Source organism: Bradyrhizobium sp. USDA 4341, assembly GCF_054063755.1.
On sequence record NZ_JBSSGO010000002.1, the window covers coordinates 4,012,824 to 4,030,059 of the forward strand.

Sequence of the window (17,236 nt, forward strand, 5' to 3'; positions counted from 1 at the left end):
AATTCCAGGGCACAGGAGACATGGAAAGAAGGCTCGCTGCCATTCTTTGCGCTGATATCGCCGGCTATTCCCGCATGATGGGTGTCGACGAGGCGGGGACGCATGCCTCGTTCAAGGCGCATCGCAGCGCGATCTACCCGATCATCCTCAACCATGGCGGCCGAATCGTCAAAAACACCGGCGACGGCTTCCTGCTGGAATTTCCGAGCATCATCGGCGCGATCGAGGCTGCCGTCGCGATGCAGACCCTGATGGCCGAGCGCAACGAACATCTGCCGGCCGACCGCGCCATGCACTTCAGGATGGGCGTCCACATGGGCGACGTCATGGCCGACGAGGACGAAGTGTTCGGCGACGACGTCAACATCGCGGTCCGTCTCGAGACGGTCGCCGTGCCGGGTGGCATCGCAGTGTCGGACAAGGCCCGCACCGAGTCAGGGCGGCGGCTTGCCGTAACCCTGGTCGATGCCGGCCCGCACCGCTTCAAGAACATCGCCGAGCCGGTCCATGTCTGGACCTGGGCGCCGGCCGGATCCGATCTCCAGGAGAAGACGCCGGATGACGGCCCCCATCTGCCGGGGCAATATCGGACCGCGATCGTCGGTGTGCTGCCGTTCGACAATCTGAGCGGCGGCGCCGACGAATATTTCTCCGACGGCCTGACCGAGGATCTGATCCACGCGCTGTCGCTGCAATCCTTCTACCGCGTGCTGAGCCGCAACTCGACCTTCGCCTACAAGGGCAAGAACGTCTCGACCCGCCTGATCGCGCGCGAAATCGACGCGAGCTATCTGATCCAGGGCTCGGTGCGCCGCGCCGGCAACAAGATCCGCGTCTCCGCCGAGTTGATCGCGCCCGAGAAGGGCGAGCAGCTGTGGACCGGCCGCTACGACCGCGACATGGGCGACCTGTTCGCGATGCAGGACGAGATCACCGCCAACCTTTCCGCCGCGGTGGCCCAGGAGATCTACCGCGCCGAGGCCTCGGCACCGGCGCGCTCGCCGAACGCCGAACTGACCGCGTGGGATCGCTTCCTGAAGGGTCTGTCGCACTACTATCACCAGACCAAGGAGGACTGCGAAACTGCGATCGCGCTGTTCAAGGAGGCGATCGAGCTCGACCCCGCGCTGTCGATCGCGCGCGCCTATCTCGCGCTGATCCAGATCCAGAGTATCCAGTTCGGCTGGATTCCGAGCACGCGCGAATTGTGGGCCTCGTCGGTCAGCCTGGCCGAAAGCAGCGTCCGGCTCGACCCGCGCTCCTCGTTCGCATTTTCGCTGCTGGCCTATCTGCATGCGATGCAGGGCCACTACGAAGCCGCGATGGACGCCATCAAGCGGGCGATCGAGCTCAATCCCTACGACATGGGCGCCCGCGGCGTCCTTGGAATCTGCCACATGGTGATCGGCGATCATCGCAAGGCGGTCGATCTGTTCTCGACGGCGGTTCAGCGCGGTAACAGCGACCCGCGCTACCAATGGGCCGCGCTGAACGCGTTCAGCCATTATCTGCTCGGGCAATATGACGCCTCGCTGTCATGGTCGCGCGAGGGGCTGTATCTCAACCCGAACCATCTGCAGTGTCTGGCGGTGCGCAGCGCCGCGCTCGCCCAGCTCGGCCGCGCCGACGAAGCCGCGCAGGCGGCCGAGGCGCTGCTCGCCAGCCATCCCGACCTCACGGTCGAACGTCATTTGCGCAATTTCCACTGGAAGAACCCGGCCGACATCGCGCTCTATCGCGATGGCCTCTTGAAAGCCGGCCTCCCGTTCGGCAAACTCGCTCTGGTTGCATCCAACTCGAAATTCGCCGCTGATTCCTGAGCGAATTCATCCACCGGTAATGGATGCTTTTTAAGCTGAAGCTTTTCAGGATGTGGTTTGATGTCCGATACGGCTGCAAGCGCGGCACCCGCCCCGCAGGTTTCCCCTGACAATCCCTGCCCGTTCCTGCGTGCGCTGGTCGCCGGCGACTATGTCGGCGGCCATATCGTGCCGCTGCCGAAGCTGACCGAAACCATCGACCGCGCCACCGGCAAGACCGGCCTTCCGGCGCTCAGCGCCGGCGCCAAGATCTTCATGGTCGCGCAGATGGCCAACGGCATCGGCCCCTTCAGCCAGATTCGCAGCCTGTTGCAGGGCGCGATCCTCGACGAGTTGCGCAATGGCCCGCTCGACAAGCACGGCGCCGGCTCGCGCATCCTCGACCAGCATGCCGTCGTGCATGAGGACGAGATCGCGCGGCTCGCGACCTTCGGCACGGACCACAGGGCGCCCGACGGCAGCGTCGAACGCGGGCTGTCGGCCTCCGAGATCAAGAACTTCATGGCGGCAAACTTCCAGCGCGCCAAGGACGAGCATCCGGCGTCCTACGCGATCCTGCACTGCTACTATCCGCTGCTGATGCTCGGCGAGTGGCCGGTGCTGCTCGACATCATGGGCAAGGGCGAAGGCAAGGACCGCTATCTCAGCGTCGCCGAGGTCAGGACCTTGTTCGTGGAAAAGCGCTTTCCCGACCGGATCGTCGCGCTGCTGCAGGGCTAGATTTCTTTTTGACGCGTTTTCTTCACGCGAACCGGTATCCACTTCGCTCGAAAACGCTATCGTTCACTTGAACAGCGGCGTGCCGGGCACGAAGGCGTCGAATGCCGCCCAGAATTGCGCGCGGTAGCGATCCTGCTCCTGCAGGATCTCGTGCTTGGAGCCGGCGATCACGAGATGCGAGCCGGCGCGCAGATGGTAGGCGAACTCCTCGATCGCCGCCGTCGACACCACCTCGTCATTGCTCGCCGCCAGCATCAGGATCGGCTGGCGGATTTCGGTCGGATACGACATGCCGCGGAAGGTGCGCATCGCGGTGAACGCGGTGTCGGCCCAGGCGATCGTCGGCGCCGCGATGCCGAGCGTCGGGTCTTCTTCCAGGATCGCCGCGTTGCGGGCGTGGCGCACCGGGTCGCTGGTCACGGGATTACCAATGAAGGGCGCGAGGCCGACCAGCTCGTCGCCGCCGCCCGGAACGTAACGGCCACCCTGCCCGGCCAGCCGCATGATCCGGAGCAGCGCGCTCGGAAACAACGACACGCGCCGGCGCGGCAGGTCGATCATCGGCGCCGACAGCACCATGCGGTCGAACCAGCGCTTGCCGGCATGCGCGATCCTCAGCATGACAGCGCCGCCCATCGAATGCGCCAGCGCGAAATAGGGCGGCGGACAATCCGGCAGCACCACCTGCTGCACGAAGGTCTCGACGTCGACCTCGTAGTCGGCGAAGTCGCGCACGTAACCCTTGCGCGGATCGCGCAACCGCCGCGACGAATGGCCTTGCCCGCGCCAGTCGATCATCGCCACCGCGAAACCGCGGTCGCGCAGGTCGCGCACGGTCTCGAAATATTTCTCGATCATCTCGCCGCGCCCGCCGAACACGCAGACCGTGCCCTTGCGGCCGGGCGGCGGCGCCCAGCGCGCGAAGCGCAGCTCGGCCCCGTCGGGCGTCTTGATGGTGCCACTGACAACGTCGTCCGGAACCGGGTTGGCGGGGATCGAGACGAGCGTCATGCAGGAGACCGGAGTGGAGGGACAGGGTGGAGATCAAGGACGCCGGCGCAGAAAAAAGCGACGCGGTTTCCGCCTCTTGAACGCGACGTGACCCCTCCCATATCACCTCAGTGCAGGCCGCTACCAGTGTTTCGGAACCGGAACATCAGGCTGCACACATCTAAGCCCGGCCCGATGGCGGGCGGGTAACTGAAACAGTCGCTCATTGGAGGACTACCCTATGCGTAGCTACGACCTGACTCCGTTCTATCGTTCCACCGTCGGCTTCGACCGCCTCTTCAGCCTGCTCGATCAGGTGACCTCGGACGGCAGCCCCGGCTATCCCCCCTACAACATCGAGCGCACCGGCGAGAATGCTTACCGGATCAGCGTTGCGGTCTCCGGCTTCTCGCAGGCCGAGCTTTCGATCGTCGCGAAAGAGAACACGCTGACGATCAAGGGCGAGAAAACCGCCAACGAGAACTCCGGCAACAGCGCCGAAGTGCTCTATCGCGGCATCGCCTCCCGCGCCTTCGAGCGCGTCTTCCAGCTTGCCGACTTCGTGCAGGTGAAGAACGCTTCGCTCGAGAACGGCCTGCTCCACGTCGATCTCGTCCGCGAGATTCCCGAGGCCAAGAAGCCCCGCAGCATTCCGATCGGCGGCGGCGAGAAGGCCCCGCAGGTGGTTGACGGCTCGGCCAGCAAGGTCGCGGCCTAAGCGACATATCCCGCGTCAGCAGATATTGGCTGAACGCGAAAACGCCCCGGGAAACCGGGGCGTTTTTGTTGTTGGCGTCGTAGCCCGGATGGAGCGCAGCGAATCCGGGGACCTTTGTCCTGGCGCGACCGTCCCGGATTACGCGGAGCTTGTCATCGGGCGCGCGTTCGCGCGACCCGTTGGCTCCATCCGGGCTACGCAGCGACGCTGGTCACTCCAGCCCCTGCACCTTCGGCATCGCCTGGGTCGGCAGGATCGCGGGCGCCGGCGGCGGTGGAGCGGCCTGACCGACGGTCGGAGCTTCGGCTTGCTGAACGGCCTGCGGTGCGGCCGCCTGGGCTTCGGCCGGCTTCGGTGCGGCCGCGGCCGGCTCGGCCGGCGCGGGTGCAGCTGCCGGGCTCGGCGCAGTGGTCGGGGCGACGGCGGCCTGAGCCGCCGGCGCGGGAGGCTGGGCCGCCGCCGGGGCAGACGCCGGCGCCGGACCTGGCGTTGACCTAGCCGCGAGCGGGCTCCGCTTCGGCACCGGCACGCGGCTCGCGACATGCGGGATCGGGAGCGGCGGCCGCGGCACCCGGGCCTGGATTGGCCGCGGCATCGGGCCGACCGGGCCGTAGGTCGCGCTCATCTCCTCCTCGTAATTGTCGCCGAGCCGGTAGGCCGGCGTGAAGCGGACGATGTGCCCGTCGCGGGCGTCGATCACCAGCCGGCCGTCGTCGCCGCCCTGGTCGATCACCGAGATCGTGTAGACGAAGCCGCGCTGCTGGGGCGCGCCGAGCGGCAGATAACCGTTCTCGCGCAGCACGGTGTAGACCTCGACGGGCGGCAACAGGCTCGGGACGCGGCCAAAGCGCGGCGGCGGCGGAACCTCGGGCATCGCGGCGTAGGGCCCGTCCATGTCGGATACCCTGACGAGAGCCGGGCTTCCAATCCGGGCGGATGTCACCAGCTGCGCCTGGGCCGAGGCTGCGCTGAGCGCGAGCGCGGCGGCTGCAATCGAACCTGTGAACAACTTCATCGCCGTAACTCCTGTCTGGCCCGCCTTGAGGAGCTTCCCGCTCTCTTGCCGGCTTGCCGGGCAAAATTTCGGTTTGAATTCCGGCGGTCCTTGGTCCCTCCTTGGGCCAGATCACGGCGTGTTTGCTTCGAATCAGGGGCGCGGCGGGCCCGCCGAGCTGTCCGATCCAAGCATGCGGGCAAGGACTTCCTCGCGCTTGTGTGATAGACAAAAATTTGGCAAGGTCGAGGTTAGGACAGCAAAGCTGTCTCAATTTCGAGGCCATTCCGGCATAGGGATTGCAACGAAACCTTGGCGCCCCGGGCTCCGAGAATGCTGCAGGCAGGGCCGTCCCCCAGGGGACGTTGAAACGCCCGTCGCCTGAATCTAGGAAAATGCGGCTCGCGGCGGACGAGCGGTGGCCCGGTGGGTGCCGCAACGTCCAAGGTGCGCCAAATACGGTGAGGCCCCTTACGAAAGGGAGAGGACACATGAGCGGGTCGGAATTCGAGCGCGAAACCATCGTGACAGGCATGCTGTCGGCGACCGCGGACTCGAGAGCCGCCGATGCCGCGCATGATGCGTCCTATGGACCACACACCCCCGAGCTTCACACCTGGCGCCCGCAGGCCGAAGGCCTGTACGACCTGAGTCTGGAAAAGGATTCCTGCGGCGTCGGCTTCATCGCCAACATCAAGGGCCAGAAGTCGCATCAGATCGTCTCCGACGCGCTGAGCATCCTGTGCAACCTCGAGCATCGCGGCGCCGTCGGCGCCGACCCGCGCGCCGGTGACGGCGCCGGCATCCTGGTGCAGATCCCGCACGCCTTCTTCGCGCGCAAGACCTCCGAGCTCGGCTTCAAGCTGCCGAAGCCCGGCGAATACGCCATCGGCGCGCTGTTCATGCCGCGCGATGCCGCGTGGCGGAACGTGATCAAGAGCATCATCGCCGACGAGATCAAGAACGAGGGCTTCAAGCTGCTCGGCTGGCGCGACGTGCCGTCGGACAACTCGTCGCTCGGCGTCACGGTAAAGCCGACCGAGCCCTATCACATGCAGGTCTTCATCGGACGCAACAATGCGGTCAAGACCGAGGACGATTTCGAGCGCCGGCTCTATATCCTGCGCAAGTCGATCTCGCAGGCGATCTATCAGCGCCGCGACCGCGGCATGGCGGGCTATTACCCGTGCTCGCTGTCGTGCCGCACCGTGATCTACAAGGGCATGTTCCTCGCCGACCAGCTCGGCAAGTACTATCCCGACCTGCATGAAGCGGATTTCGACAGCGCGCTGGCGCTGGTGCATCAGCGCTTCTCGACCAACACCTTCCCGACCTGGTCGCTGGCGCATCCCTACCGGATGATCGCCCATAACGGCGAAATCAACACGCTGCGCGGCAACGTCAACTGGATGGCGGCGCGGCAGGCTTCCGTGCATTCGGAGCTCTACGGCAAGGACATCAGCCGCCTGTGGCCGATCTCCTATGAAGGCCAGAGCGACACCGCCTGCTTCGACAACGCGCTCGAATTCCTGGTGCAGGGCGGCTACTCGCTGCCGCATGCCGTGATGATGATGATTCCGGAAGCGTGGGCCGGCAATCCCCTGATGGATGAGCAGCGCCGCGCCTTCTACGAATATCATGCCGCGCTGATGGAGCCGTGGGACGGCCCGGCCGCGATCGCCTTCACCGACGGCCGCAAGATCGGCGCGACGCTGGACCGCAACGGCCTGCGCCCGGCGCGCTATCTCGTCACCAAGGACGACCGCATCGTGATGGCGTCCGAGATGGGCGTGCTGAAGATTCCGGAGGACCAGATCGTCACCAAGTGGCGGCTGCAGCCCGGCAAGATGCTGCTCGTCGACCTCGAGCAGGGCCGCCTGATTCCCGACGACGAGATCAAGGCCGACCTCGCGAAGAGCCATCCCTACAATGACTGGCTGCACCGCACCCAGATCCAGCTCGAGGAGCTGCCGGATGCGCCGGCCAAGGGCGTGCGCTCCAACCTGCCGCTGCTCGATCGGCAGCAGGCGTTCGGCTACAGCCAGGAAGACATCACGATCCTGATGACGCCGATGGCGGCCACCGGCGAGGAGGCTGCCGGCTCGATGGGCAACGACACGCCGATCTCGGCGCTGTCAGACAAGCCGAAGCAGCTGTTCACCTACTTCAAGCAGAACTTCGCGCAGGTCACGAACCCGCCGATCGACCCGATCCGCGAAGAGATCGTGATGAGCCTCGTCTCGATCATCGGGCCGCGGCCGAACCTGTTCGACCTGCAGGGCGTCGCCTCGACCCAGCGCCTCGAAGTGCGGCAGCCGATCCTGACCGATGCCGATCTCGAGAAGATCCGCTCGATCTCCGACGTTCCCGAGACCCACTTCAAGTCGCGCACGCTCGACACCACCTTCCACGCCGGCTTCGGCGCAGCGGGCATGGAGCAGGTGCTCGACGAGCTCTGCGCGCGCGCCGAGGGCGCGGTGCGCGAGGGCATCAACATCATCATCCTGTCGGACCGCATGACCGGCACCGACCGGATTCCGATCCCGTCGCTGTTGGCCTGCGCCGCCGTGCATCATCATCTGATCCGCACCGGCCTGCGCACCTCGGTCGGCCTCGTCGTGGAATCCGGTGAGCCGCGCGAAGTGCATCACTTCGCCTGCCTCGCCGGCTACGGCGCCGAAGCGATCAACCCTTATCTCGCGTTCGAAACCATCCTCGCGATGAAGGACCGCCTGCCTGGCGCGCTCGACGACTACGAGATCGTCAAGCGCTACATCAAGTCGATCGGCAAGGGCCTGCTCAAGGTGATGTCCAAGATGGGCATCTCGACCTACCAGTCCTATTGCGGCGCGCAGATCTTCGACGCGGTCGGCCTCAAGGCGGACTTCGTCGCCAAGTATTTCGCCGGCACCCACACAAGGATCGAGGGCGTCGGCCTCGGCGAGATCGCCGAGGAGACCGTGCGGCGCCACACCGATGCGTTCGGTGACGGCCAGATCTACAAGAGCGCGCTCGATGTCGGCGGCGAATATGCCTACCGCACCCGTGGCGAGGACCATGCCTGGACCGCGGAATCGGTCTCGACGCTGCAGCATGCCGTGCGCGGCAACTCGCTGGAGCGCTACCGGGCGTTCGCCAAGATCCTCAACGAGCAGTCCGAGCGTCTGTTGACGCTGCGCGGCCTGTTCCGAATCAAGAGCGCCGAGGACGACAAGCGCAAGCCGGTCAAGCTCGAGGACGTCGAGCCGGCCAAGGACATCGTCAAGCGGTTCTCGACCGGCGCGATGTCGTTCGGCTCGATCTCGCGCGAGGCGCACACCACGCTCGCGATCGCGATGAACCGGATCGGCGGCAAGTCGAACACCGGCGAAGGCGGCGAGGAATCCGACCGCTTCAAGCCGATGCCCAACGGCGATTCAATGCGCTCGGCGATCAAGCAGGTCGCCTCGGGCCGGTTCGGCGTGACGACGGAATACCTCGTCAACTCCGACATGATGCAGATCAAGATGGCGCAGGGCGCCAAGCCCGGCGAAGGCGGCCAGCTGCCCGGCCACAAGGTCGACGCGACGATCGCGCGCGTGCGGCATTCGACGCCGGGCGTCGGCCTGATCTCGCCGCCGCCGCATCACGACATCTACTCGATCGAAGATCTCGCCCAACTGATCTACGACCTCAAGAACGTCAATCCCGACGGCCAGGTCTCGGTCAAGCTGGTGTCCGAGGTCGGCGTCGGCACGGTTGCGGCCGGCGTCGCCAAGGCGCGCGCCGACCATGTCACCATCGCGGGCTTCGAGGGCGGCACCGGTGCCTCGCCCCTGACCTCGATCAAGCATGCCGGCTCGCCGTGGGAGATCGGCCTTGCGGAAACCCATCAGACGCTGGTGCGCCAGCGGCTGCGCAGCCGTATCGCGGTCCAGGTCGACGGCGGCTTCCGCACCGGCCGTGACGTCGTGATCGGCGCGCTGCTCGGCGCCGACGAGTTCGGCTTCGCCACCGCGCCGTTGATCGCGGCGGGCTGCATCATGATGCGCAAGTGCCACCTCAACACCTGCCCGGTCGGCGTCGCAACCCAGGATCCGGTGTTGCGCAAGCGCTTCACCGGCCAGCCCGAGCACGTCATCAACTACTTCTTCTTCGTCGCCGAGGAAGTGCGCGAGATCATGGCGCAGCTCGGCTACAAGACGTTCGACGAGATGGTCGGCCAGGTCCAGATGCTGGACCAGACCGCGCTGGTCTCGCACTGGAAGGCCAAGGGCCTCGATTTCTCCAAGCTGTTCGTGCGGCAAAAGGAGGAGAAGGGCCAGACGATCTTTCACTCGGAGAGCCAGAACCACCATCTGGACGCCGTGCTCGACCGCCGGCTGATCGAGCAGGCGCAGGCCGCGCTCGATCGCGGTGCGCCGGTCAAGATCGAGGAAGAGATCAACAACACCGACCGTTCCGCCGGCGCGATGCTGTCGGGCGCGGTGGCCAAGATCTACGGCCATGCCGGCCTGCCGCTCGACACCATCCATGTCGGCCTGAAGGGCACCGCGGGACAGGCGTTCGGCGCCTGGCTCGCCAAGGGCGTCACCTTCGAGCTCGAGGGTGAAGGCAACGACTATGTCGGCAAGGGCCTCTCGGGCGGCTGCATCATCGTCAAGCCGCCGAAGAACTCCGGCATCGTGCCGGAGGAATCGATCATCGTCGGCAACACCGTGATGTACGGCGCGATCGCAGGCGAGTGCTACTTCCGCGGCATCGCCGGCGAGCGCTTCGCGGTGCGTAACTCCGGCGCGGTCGCGGTCGTCGAAGGCGCCGGCGATCACTGCTGCGAATACATGACCGGCGGCATCGTGGTGGTGCTCGGCAAGACCGGACGCAACTTCGCGGCCGGCATGTCGGGCGGCATCGCCTATGTGCTGGACGAGAGCGGCGACTTCAACAAGCTCTGCAATCTTTCGATGGTCGAGCTGGAGCCGGTGCTGTCGGAGGAGATGATCAACGCCGACACCTACCACCACTCCGGCGATCTCGAGGCGCATGGCCGGGTCGACGTGTTCCAGAACCTGCTCGACTCCGACGTGGAGCGGCTGCATGTCCTGATCACGCGTCACGCCAAGCTGACCTCTTCGAAGAAGGCGGCCGAAATACTCGCCGACTGGAAGAGCTGGCTGCCGAAATTCCGCAAGGTGATGCCGGTGGAGTACCGCCGCGCGCTGAAGGAAATGAAGGCCAACGCCGACGCCGAGCCGAAGATCGCGATCGGCGCGTAATATCACCGGGCGTCATTCCGGGGCGCGCCATTGGCGCGAGCCCGGAATCTCGCCAGACCACTTCGAGACCTCCGGGTCTGCGCCTCGCGGCGCAGCCCGGAATGACGGACAACTGAGATGCAGGGGCATCGGGTTTCAATGGGTAAGATCACAGGTTTTCTCGAGATCGAGCGGCATGACCGCAAGTACGAGCCGGTCGCCGATCGGCTCAAGAACTTCAACGAGTTCGTCATTCCGCTGAGCGAGAAGGACACGCGCGACCAGGCCGCGCGCTGCATGAATTGCGGCATCCCCTATTGCCACGGCACTGGCTCGACCGCGCCGGGCACGCCGGGCTGCCCGGTCAACAACCAGATCCCCGATTTCAACGACCTCGTCTATCAGGGCAACTGGGAAGAGGCCTCGCGCAACCTGCACTCGACCAACAATTTCCCCGAGTTCACCGGCCGGATCTGCCCGGCGCCGTGCGAGGCGTCCTGCACGCTCAACATCGACGACAACCCGGTCACCATCAAGACCATCGAATGCGCGATCGTCGACCGCGCCTGGGACAATGGCTGGCTGAGGCCGGAGATCGCGGCCGCCAAGACCGGCAAGAAGGTCGCCGTGATCGGCTCCGGCCCCGCTGGCCTCGCCGCCGCGCAGCAGCTCGCGCGCGCCGGCCACGAGGTGCATGTCTACGAGAAGTTCGCCAAGGCCGGCGGCCTGCTGCGCTATGGCATTCCCGACTTCAAGATGGAGAAGAACATCATCGACCGCCGCGTGGCGCAGATGGAAGCCGAGGGCGTCACCTTCCACTACGGCAAGGCCGTGGGCGGCTCGACACCCGGCGCGATCGACCCGCAGGAACTCGCCAAGCAGTATGACGCCGTGGCGTTGACCGGCGGCGCGGAAGCCCCGCGCGATCTGCCGATCCCGGGCCGCGACCTCGCCGGCATCCACTTCGCGATGGACTTCCTGCCGCAGCAGAATCGCCGCGTCTCCGGCGAGCCGCCGAACGGCGCCGCCGACATCCTGGCCGGCGGCAAGCATGTCGTCGTGATCGGCGGCGGCGACACCGGATCGGACTGCATCGGCACCTCGTTCCGGCAAGGCGCGAAGTCCGTGACCCAGCTCGAGATCATGCCGGCGCCGCCCGAGCACGAGAACAAGGGCGTGACCTGGCCGAACTGGCCGCTGAAGATGCGGACCTCGTCGAGCCAGGCCGAGGGCGCGGTGCGCGAATACGCCGTGCTGACGACGAAGTTCGAGGGCAAGGACGGCAAGGTCACCAAGCTGCATTGCGTCAAGGTCGACGACAAGTTCAAGCGGCTGCCCGGCACCGAGTTCACGCTCGACGCCGAGCTGGTGCTGCTGGCGATGGGCTTCGTCCATCCGGTGCACGAGGGTCTGCTCAAGACGCTGGGCATCGAGCTCGACCAGCGCGGCAATGTGCGCGCCTCCCTGCAGGACTATCAGACCTCGCGCGCGAAGATCTTCTCCGCCGGCGACATGCGCCGCGGCCAGTCGCTCGTAGTCTGGGCGATCCGCGAAGGCCGCCAGTGCGCGCGCTCGATCGACAGCTTCCTGATGGGCAAGACCGACCTGCCGGGATAAGCACCTCGGCCGTCACGCCGGACCACAGCCACACACTGAACTGTCATCGCCCGCGAAAGCGGGCGATTTTACCAGGGTAGCTTGCGAGCACCGAAGTCCACCTGCCTTTTGCGCCACAAGCGCACTTCTGATGTCAAACTCGCCGTTCGACTGCTCGTTTTGGAGTCCTATGTTACGAACAGCGTGAAGTTCGAAAGGTCAAAAGCTGGTCCTCGACGCAAAATTCCGAGCAGCTTGTTTGGCGTATCACCCGGCCGCACGTCTGAGCCGGCACCTGTGCTCTTCAAGACTAAATGATTATTCACAAAGTCGAGAACTCGAATGTTGCGCTTAAAGCGGCTACTTGCGAACTGACTAAGATCTAGCATGTAGACCTCGGACCTGTGCCCCGCCAATCGTTCGTCTGAGACGCTCGAATTGATTAGATGGATTAGGGATCATAGTCGGCTCGATTTCTCTCAAGCCTAGCAGTCTTGATTTCATTCTCCCAATGAGCTCGGTCAACAAAGTCTTTGGGAAGATGCTTTGGCACATCTTGGTGAGACTCATGGTCATCGCCCTTGTGCACGAAGAAGACAACCGACCGTGCAGCGTGATACATTGCGTAGTAAGCGCGAGCCAAGCCAATGCGACAATTCTGGTTTGGCTGTATCAGGACCGAACGTGCCGCCTTCAAGAATCCCTGCGCTAAGTGGAACCTGTCCCTGCAGGCGTTCTCGATTAGCTGATCAAGGGTAAACCCTGATTGAGAGGATAGGTGGATGCCATAACCCATCTTGCCGATGGCATCCATTGTACTCTTGGTAAAAAGCAAGCGGTGCTTGTCGGGCAGCTTGGGCATGGAGGCTAAAAACTCTTGAGGATTACAATTTCGGCCGAGCTATCGACAAGGTTGCATATCGCATTAGTAGATACCAGAAAAAGGCCGCGCATCTAGAAATTGAGGAGCCCCTTTCTAGTTCTGCACCCGCACGCCCAGCATCACCACCGTCGATGCAGAGCTCTGTCCGGCCAGGTTCGAATCCAGCCAGTCGCGGCGGACCGTGCCCTTGATCCAGAGGCTGCGGGTCATCTTGTAGATCAGGTCGGCGGACACCGAGTAGATGGTGTCGTTGCGATTGTCGCCCTGGTACTCAAGCGTGCCGTAGGTGAACTTGCCGATCGCGGTCAGCCAGCGGCGGAAGTCGTGGTCGACCTCGACGGTGTAGGTGCGCGACAGCACGCCGGAGGTGCCGGGCAGCGTGGTCTCGCCGAGCTGGGTGTCGGAATAGAATTTCGCCGTGGTCAGCGGCGTCGCGGTCCAGGTCAGCGACGCCGTCGTGAGCAGCCCCTCGAGCCGGTTGAGCCGCGTATCGGCGTAATCGCGCATCGCGTAGCCGATCGAGATTTCGCCGAACAGCAGCCGCGTGAACTCGAACGAGGTGCCGGCCTTGGCGTAGCCGCCCGATGAATCGCGCGCATAACCGGCGCGGTCGAGATAGAGATCGTGGACGCGGCTGTCGCCCTGCACCTCGATGAAGGGCTTTATGGCCGGGTTGAGCTCATAGCTGACGCGGCCGATGCCGCCATATTGCGTGAAGTTGCGGTCGTCGTTCGACGACGAGGTGCCGTCGGTCAGCTTCGACCACTGGTAATCGGTGCGGTCGACGGTGGCACCGAGCGAGACCTGCATGCGGTTGAAATGCTGGTCGATGCCGAAGGTGCCGCCCACCGTGCTGTAGATCGGATATTTGGCGAGGCCGGCCTGCACGTTCGGGCTGCCGGGATTGTCGGTCGAGACCAGCATGCGGGCCTGCGCCAAGAGATGCGTGTCTCTGGAGACGTCGAGACGGCCGTCGATATGGCCGGTGAAGCTCGGGCGGTCGATATCGAGCGGCGCCGACAGCGGCGTGCCGTCGATCGGCGTCAGCTGCGAGCCGTAGCCTGTGAACGAGCCGCGCAGATCGGCGACGACGGCGTGGCGCTCCCAGTCCGACACCGCGAGGAATTCCGGCGCGACCATGTAGAACGCCTTGCCTTGCGGCGAATTCAAGCGGCCCGGATTGGTGTCGTAGCCGGCCATCGCCTCGACCGCGGTCTTGACCATGAACGAGCCGGCGTAGTCGCCGACCGCGCCGAACGGATCGTCGTCGATCTTGAGCCGCCTGCGCGGCGGCTGGCCGACGATGGTGCCGGCCATCGCGGCCGGCAGCGGCGGCTTGTTGGCGGCCTCCGACGGCGGGATCGACAGCCGCAATTGCCCCGCCGCGGTCAACGGCTGTGGCGTGGGCACCGGCGAGCCGGGTCCCGGCGGCGGCTTCGGCTTGGCCTGGCCCGGATAATATTTCGGCTTCAGCCGCTTCCGATTGAGCGAGTCATAGCCTGATGTCGCGGCGCCGTTGGCGGCAGGGAGACCGTAGGTCGGGACCTGTCCGACGCGTTCCGAGGTTGATGTCGACGACGACGAGGCACGCCGGCCAGGATCGGCGTCGGGCAGCCTCAAGCCGTTGAGCGGATCCATGGCATCGGCGGTGGTCCGGCGCAGCGGCGAATCCTGGGTGATGACCTGGCTCTGCCGGTTCGGGCTGAACAGATCGGGCGTCACGGTCTGGGCGTTGGCGAGCCCGGTCGTCGCGGTCAGCGCAAGGGTCAGCAAAAGGCATGGCAAAACCACGCGAATGCAGCATCCGCGCCGATTTGGGCCGCTTGCTGGCCGCCGCCACACGATGGGAATACTCCAACGAATCCATGCACTTGACGTACGCATCTCGCCGGGCGGCGAAAAACGTCGTTAATGGAGTTAAAACAATTATGGTTAATGAGCCGTTGAGGATCCGCCGCCGCGCGTCGCATCGCGGAATCGAACGTGCTAAGGGAGACGCCCGGGTGCAAAACCCCTTCCCTGGAATCCGAAATGGCCAAACCGAAACCGCTGATGACCAAATCATCCGGCCCCGATGACGGCGCCGTTCAGTCGGCGCTCCGCACCCTCGATGCCGAAGCAAGCGGCGTCGCTGCGCTCTCCGCGGCGCTCAAGTCCGACCTCGGCGCGGCGTTCACGGCGGCGGCCGAGCTGATCCGCAAGGCCAAGGGGCGGCTGATCGTCACCGGGCTCGGCAAGTCGGGCCATATCGGCCGCAAGATCGCCGCGACCTTCGCCTCGACCGGCACGCCGGCGTTCTTCGTGCACACTGCCGAAGCCAGCCACGGCGACCTCGGCATGATCACCGCCGACGACGCGATCCTGGCGCTGTCATGGTCCGGCGAGCAGCCGGAGATGCGCAATCTGATCGCCTATGCCGCGCGCTTCGGCATCCCGTTGATCGCGATGACCGCCGACAAGGACTCGACGCTGAGCAAGGCCGCCGACGTGCAGCTGACGCTGCCGAAGGCGCGCGAGGCCTGCCCGCATAATCTGGCGCCGACCACGTCCTCGCTGATGATGCTGGCGCTCGGCGATGCGCTGGCGATCGCGCTGCTCGAAGGCCGCGGCTTCACCTCGACCGATTTCAGCGTGCTGCATCCGGGCGGCAAGCTCGGCGCGCTCCTGAAATTTGCCCGCGACCTGATGCACAGCGGCGACGCGCTGCCGCTGAAGCCGCTCGGCACCAAGATGTCGGACGCGCTGGTCGAGATGACCTCGAAGGGCTTTGGCTGCGTCGGCATCGTCGACCGCCACGGCCATCTCGCCGGCATCGTCACCGACGGCGATTTGCGCCGGCAGCTGACGCGCCTCGACCTTTTGACGCTGTCGGTCGACGAGGTGATGACCAAGACCCCGAAGACGATCAGCCGCGATACGCTGGCCGGCGAAGCGCTGGAGCTGCTCAACGCCTCGAAGATCACGACGCTGATCGTGACCGATGCAAAGAAGCCGGTCGGCATCATCCATCTGCACGATCTGCTGCGCGCGGGAGTGGCGTAAGGCCACGCTTCCTTCCGTCATTGCGAGCGAAGCGAAGCAATCCATCTCTCCGCTTGCGGAGGCATGGATTGCTTCGTCGCTTCGCTCCTCGAATGACGGCGGTTAGCTCGGAAATCTTGCCGCGGTCGCCTCCAGCGGCAGGGCCAGCGCGTTGGCGAGGTAGGAGACCGTGCGGTAGAAGCCGCACAGCAGGATGATCTCCAGCACCTGATCTTCATCATAATGCGTCGACAGCGCCGCGAACTCCGCGTCATCCAGCGTCGCCCGCGCATGCAGCGCATCGACTGCGGCGATCATCGCTTGTTCGGCCGGCGACCAGCAGTCGGCATCGGCCGCACCACGCACGGTGGCGTGGACCTGCTGCTCCGACAGCCCGGCGGCGGCGCCGAACGCCGTGACATGCACGCCCCATTCATACTCGCAGGCATTGAGCGCGCAGGTGCGGTCGATCACGATCTCGCGCTCCCGCAACGGCAGCGGCCCGCGGTCCAGCAGGCTGCCGCCGCGAAACTTCTCCCAGGCGCGCGGGTGGCCCGCCATCATGCGGAACAGCACCAGCGGCGGCTTGCCGCGCATGATGCGGTCGAAATGCTGTTGAACGTCCGCTGCGTAAGGCGGATCGAGCGGCACGATACGTGACATGGGTTGATCTCGCTGCTACATTTACTGTAGCTGTACGCTACAATATCTGTAGCGACCGACGCAAGCGAGATTCAAGAGGGGTTCGCGACATGGCGAAGCAGGTTCCAGCCACGAAATCCGGCGTCCGCGGCTCACGGACCGGCCGCCCGATCATGGCGCTGCTCGATCTCTTGGGGCGGCGCTGGACCTTGCGCATCGTCTGGGAGCTGCGCGAGGGCGCACTGACCTCGCGCGCGTTGCGCACCGCCTGCGACGAGGCCTCACCGACGATCCTGCAGACGCGGTTGACCGAGCTGCGCGAGGCCGGGTTCGTCGAGCTGACGGATGATGGTTACGGCCTCACCGCGCTCGGCCGGGAGCTGTTTGCGACCTTCACGCCGCTCCAGCGATTCGCAGAACGCTGGAGCAAGCAGGGCGGCAGCTAAGCCGTGATGAAGTTAGGTGGAACTGGCAACCGCGAAGACGCTGCGCTCCCTCTCCCGCTTGCGGGGGAGGGGCTGGGGTGGGGGTATCACCGCGAATCCCATCGTGGAGAGAGCCCCCACCCGCCGCGCTACGCGCGTCGGCCTCCCCCGCAAGCGGGAGAGGCGAAACGAG

The 17,236-nt window shown here is 65.2% G+C and carries 12 protein-coding genes; 7 read left to right on the plus strand and 5 right to left on the minus strand.

Going from position 1 to position 17,236, the window contains the following annotated elements; translation table 11 throughout:
* The first annotated feature begins 20 nt into the window (after nucleotides 1–20).
* Together ACVIGB_RS25015 and ACVIGB_RS25020 are read left to right on the plus strand one after the other, a co-directional pair.
* On the plus strand, nucleotides 21–1,820 hold the full coding sequence (locus tag ACVIGB_RS25015; protein ID WP_171948006.1) for an adenylate/guanylate cyclase domain-containing protein: 1,800 nt from the start codon (nucleotides 21–23) through the stop codon (nucleotides 1,818–1,820).
* A gap of 60 nt (nucleotides 1,821–1,880) precedes the next feature.
* Nucleotides 1,881–2,540 carry a hypothetical protein gene (locus tag ACVIGB_RS25020; protein WP_456720635.1) on the plus strand — a complete coding sequence of 220 codons (660 nt, stop codon included), beginning with the start codon at nucleotides 1,881–1,883 and terminating at the stop codon, nucleotides 2,538–2,540.
* Between the two features lie 63 nt (nucleotides 2,541–2,603).
* On the opposite strand, the gene ACVIGB_RS25025 is transcribed toward ACVIGB_RS25020, so the two are convergent.
* Nucleotides 2,604–3,551 carry an alpha/beta fold hydrolase gene (locus ACVIGB_RS25025; RefSeq protein ID WP_456720634.1) on the minus strand — a complete coding sequence of 316 codons (948 nt, stop codon included), beginning with the start codon at nucleotides 3,549–3,551 and terminating at the stop codon, nucleotides 2,604–2,606.
* A 220-nt stretch (nucleotides 3,552–3,771) separates the two neighbouring features.
* On the opposite strand from ACVIGB_RS25025, the gene ACVIGB_RS25030 reads away from it, so the two are divergent.
* Nucleotides 3,772–4,248 (plus strand): Hsp20 family protein, encoded by a 477-nt coding sequence (locus ACVIGB_RS25030; protein ID WP_171948005.1) that lies wholly within the window; start codon nucleotides 3,772–3,774, stop codon nucleotides 4,246–4,248.
* Nucleotides 4,249–4,459: 211 nt separating this feature from the next.
* Here ACVIGB_RS25030 and ACVIGB_RS25035 read toward each other — a convergent pair whose 3' ends face one another.
* Nucleotides 4,460–5,263, minus strand: coding sequence for a hypothetical protein (locus tag ACVIGB_RS25035; RefSeq protein WP_092123780.1), 804 nt, complete (start codon nucleotides 5,261–5,263; stop codon nucleotides 4,460–4,462).
* A 470-nt stretch (nucleotides 5,264–5,733) separates the two neighbouring features.
* Between ACVIGB_RS25035 and gltB the strand changes: the two genes are divergently transcribed.
* Both gltB and ACVIGB_RS25045 read left to right on the plus strand, forming a co-directional pair.
* Nucleotides 5,734–10,497: a glutamate synthase large subunit gene (gene gltB, locus ACVIGB_RS25040; RefSeq protein WP_456749227.1), complete on the plus strand. Its 4,764-nt coding sequence runs from the start codon at nucleotides 5,734–5,736 to the stop codon at nucleotides 10,495–10,497.
* Between the two features lie 138 nt (nucleotides 10,498–10,635).
* Complete coding sequence (locus ACVIGB_RS25045; protein WP_456720633.1) at nucleotides 10,636–12,093, plus strand: glutamate synthase subunit beta; 1,458 nt, start codon at nucleotides 10,636–10,638, stop codon at nucleotides 12,091–12,093.
* Between the two features lie 430 nt (nucleotides 12,094–12,523).
* Here the strand turns inward: ACVIGB_RS25045 and ACVIGB_RS25050 are convergent, their stop codons facing one another.
* Together ACVIGB_RS25050 and ACVIGB_RS25055 are read right to left on the minus strand one after the other, a co-directional pair.
* On the minus strand, nucleotides 12,524–12,934 hold the full coding sequence (locus ACVIGB_RS25050; protein ID WP_456720632.1) for a hypothetical protein: 411 nt from the start codon (nucleotides 12,932–12,934) through the stop codon (nucleotides 12,524–12,526).
* Between the two features lie 114 nt (nucleotides 12,935–13,048).
* Entirely contained in the window at nucleotides 13,049–14,839 is a 1,791-nt protein-coding gene (locus ACVIGB_RS25055) for an outer membrane beta-barrel protein (RefSeq protein WP_456720631.1), read from the minus strand.
* Between the two features lie 147 nt (nucleotides 14,840–14,986).
* Here ACVIGB_RS25055 and ACVIGB_RS25060 point away from each other — a divergent pair, with 147 nt between their 5' ends.
* A complete protein-coding gene (locus ACVIGB_RS25060) occupies nucleotides 14,987–15,997 on the plus strand; it encodes a KpsF/GutQ family sugar-phosphate isomerase (protein WP_456720630.1) in 1,011 nt (336 codons plus the stop codon).
* 102 nt (nucleotides 15,998–16,099) lie between these two features.
* On the opposite strand, the gene ACVIGB_RS25065 is transcribed toward ACVIGB_RS25060, so the two are convergent.
* The gene (locus ACVIGB_RS25065) at nucleotides 16,100–16,639 is read right to left on the minus strand and encodes a carboxymuconolactone decarboxylase family protein (RefSeq protein WP_456720629.1); all 540 of its coding nucleotides are present in this window, start codon (nucleotides 16,637–16,639) and stop codon (nucleotides 16,100–16,102) included.
* 89 nt (nucleotides 16,640–16,728) lie between these two features.
* Here ACVIGB_RS25065 and ACVIGB_RS25070 point away from each other — a divergent pair, with 89 nt between their 5' ends.
* On the plus strand, nucleotides 16,729–17,064 hold the full coding sequence (locus ACVIGB_RS25070) for a winged helix-turn-helix transcriptional regulator (protein WP_092123764.1): 336 nt from the start codon (nucleotides 16,729–16,731) through the stop codon (nucleotides 17,062–17,064).
* Nucleotides 17,065–17,236: the final 172 nt, after the last annotated feature.

What these genes read in the sequence shown, in the direction of transcription:
- ACVIGB_RS25015 (WP_171948006.1), top strand. Translation starts at nt 21, where the DNA reads ATGGAAAGAAGGCTCGCTGCCATTCTTTGCGCTGATATCGCCGGCTAT.
- ACVIGB_RS25020 (WP_456720635.1), top strand. Translation starts at nt 1,881, where the DNA reads ATGTCCGATACGGCTGCAAGCGCGGCACCCGCCCCGCAGGTTTCCCCT.
- ACVIGB_RS25025 (WP_456720634.1), bottom strand. Translation starts at nt 3,551, where the DNA reads ATGACGCTCGTCTCGATCCCCGCCAACCCGGTTCCGGACGACGTTGTC.
- ACVIGB_RS25030 (WP_171948005.1), top strand. Translation starts at nt 3,772, where the DNA reads ATGCGTAGCTACGACCTGACTCCGTTCTATCGTTCCACCGTCGGCTTC.
- ACVIGB_RS25035 (WP_092123780.1), bottom strand. Translation starts at nt 5,263, where the DNA reads ATGAAGTTGTTCACAGGTTCGATTGCAGCCGCCGCGCTCGCGCTCAGC.
- gltB (WP_456749227.1), top strand. Translation starts at nt 5,734, where the DNA reads ATGAGCGGGTCGGAATTCGAGCGCGAAACCATCGTGACAGGCATGCTG.
- ACVIGB_RS25045 (WP_456720633.1), top strand. Translation starts at nt 10,636, where the DNA reads ATGGGTAAGATCACAGGTTTTCTCGAGATCGAGCGGCATGACCGCAAG.
- ACVIGB_RS25050 (WP_456720632.1), bottom strand. Translation starts at nt 12,934, where the DNA reads ATGCCCAAGCTGCCCGACAAGCACCGCTTGCTTTTTACCAAGAGTACA.
- ACVIGB_RS25055 (WP_456720631.1), bottom strand. Translation starts at nt 14,839, where the DNA reads ATGCGTACGTCAAGTGCATGGATTCGTTGGAGTATTCCCATCGTGTGG.
- ACVIGB_RS25060 (WP_456720630.1), top strand. Translation starts at nt 14,987, where the DNA reads ATGGCCAAACCGAAACCGCTGATGACCAAATCATCCGGCCCCGATGAC.
- ACVIGB_RS25065 (WP_456720629.1), bottom strand. Translation starts at nt 16,639, where the DNA reads ATGTCACGTATCGTGCCGCTCGATCCGCCTTACGCAGCGGACGTTCAA.
- ACVIGB_RS25070 (WP_092123764.1), top strand. Translation starts at nt 16,729, where the DNA reads ATGGCGAAGCAGGTTCCAGCCACGAAATCCGGCGTCCGCGGCTCACGG.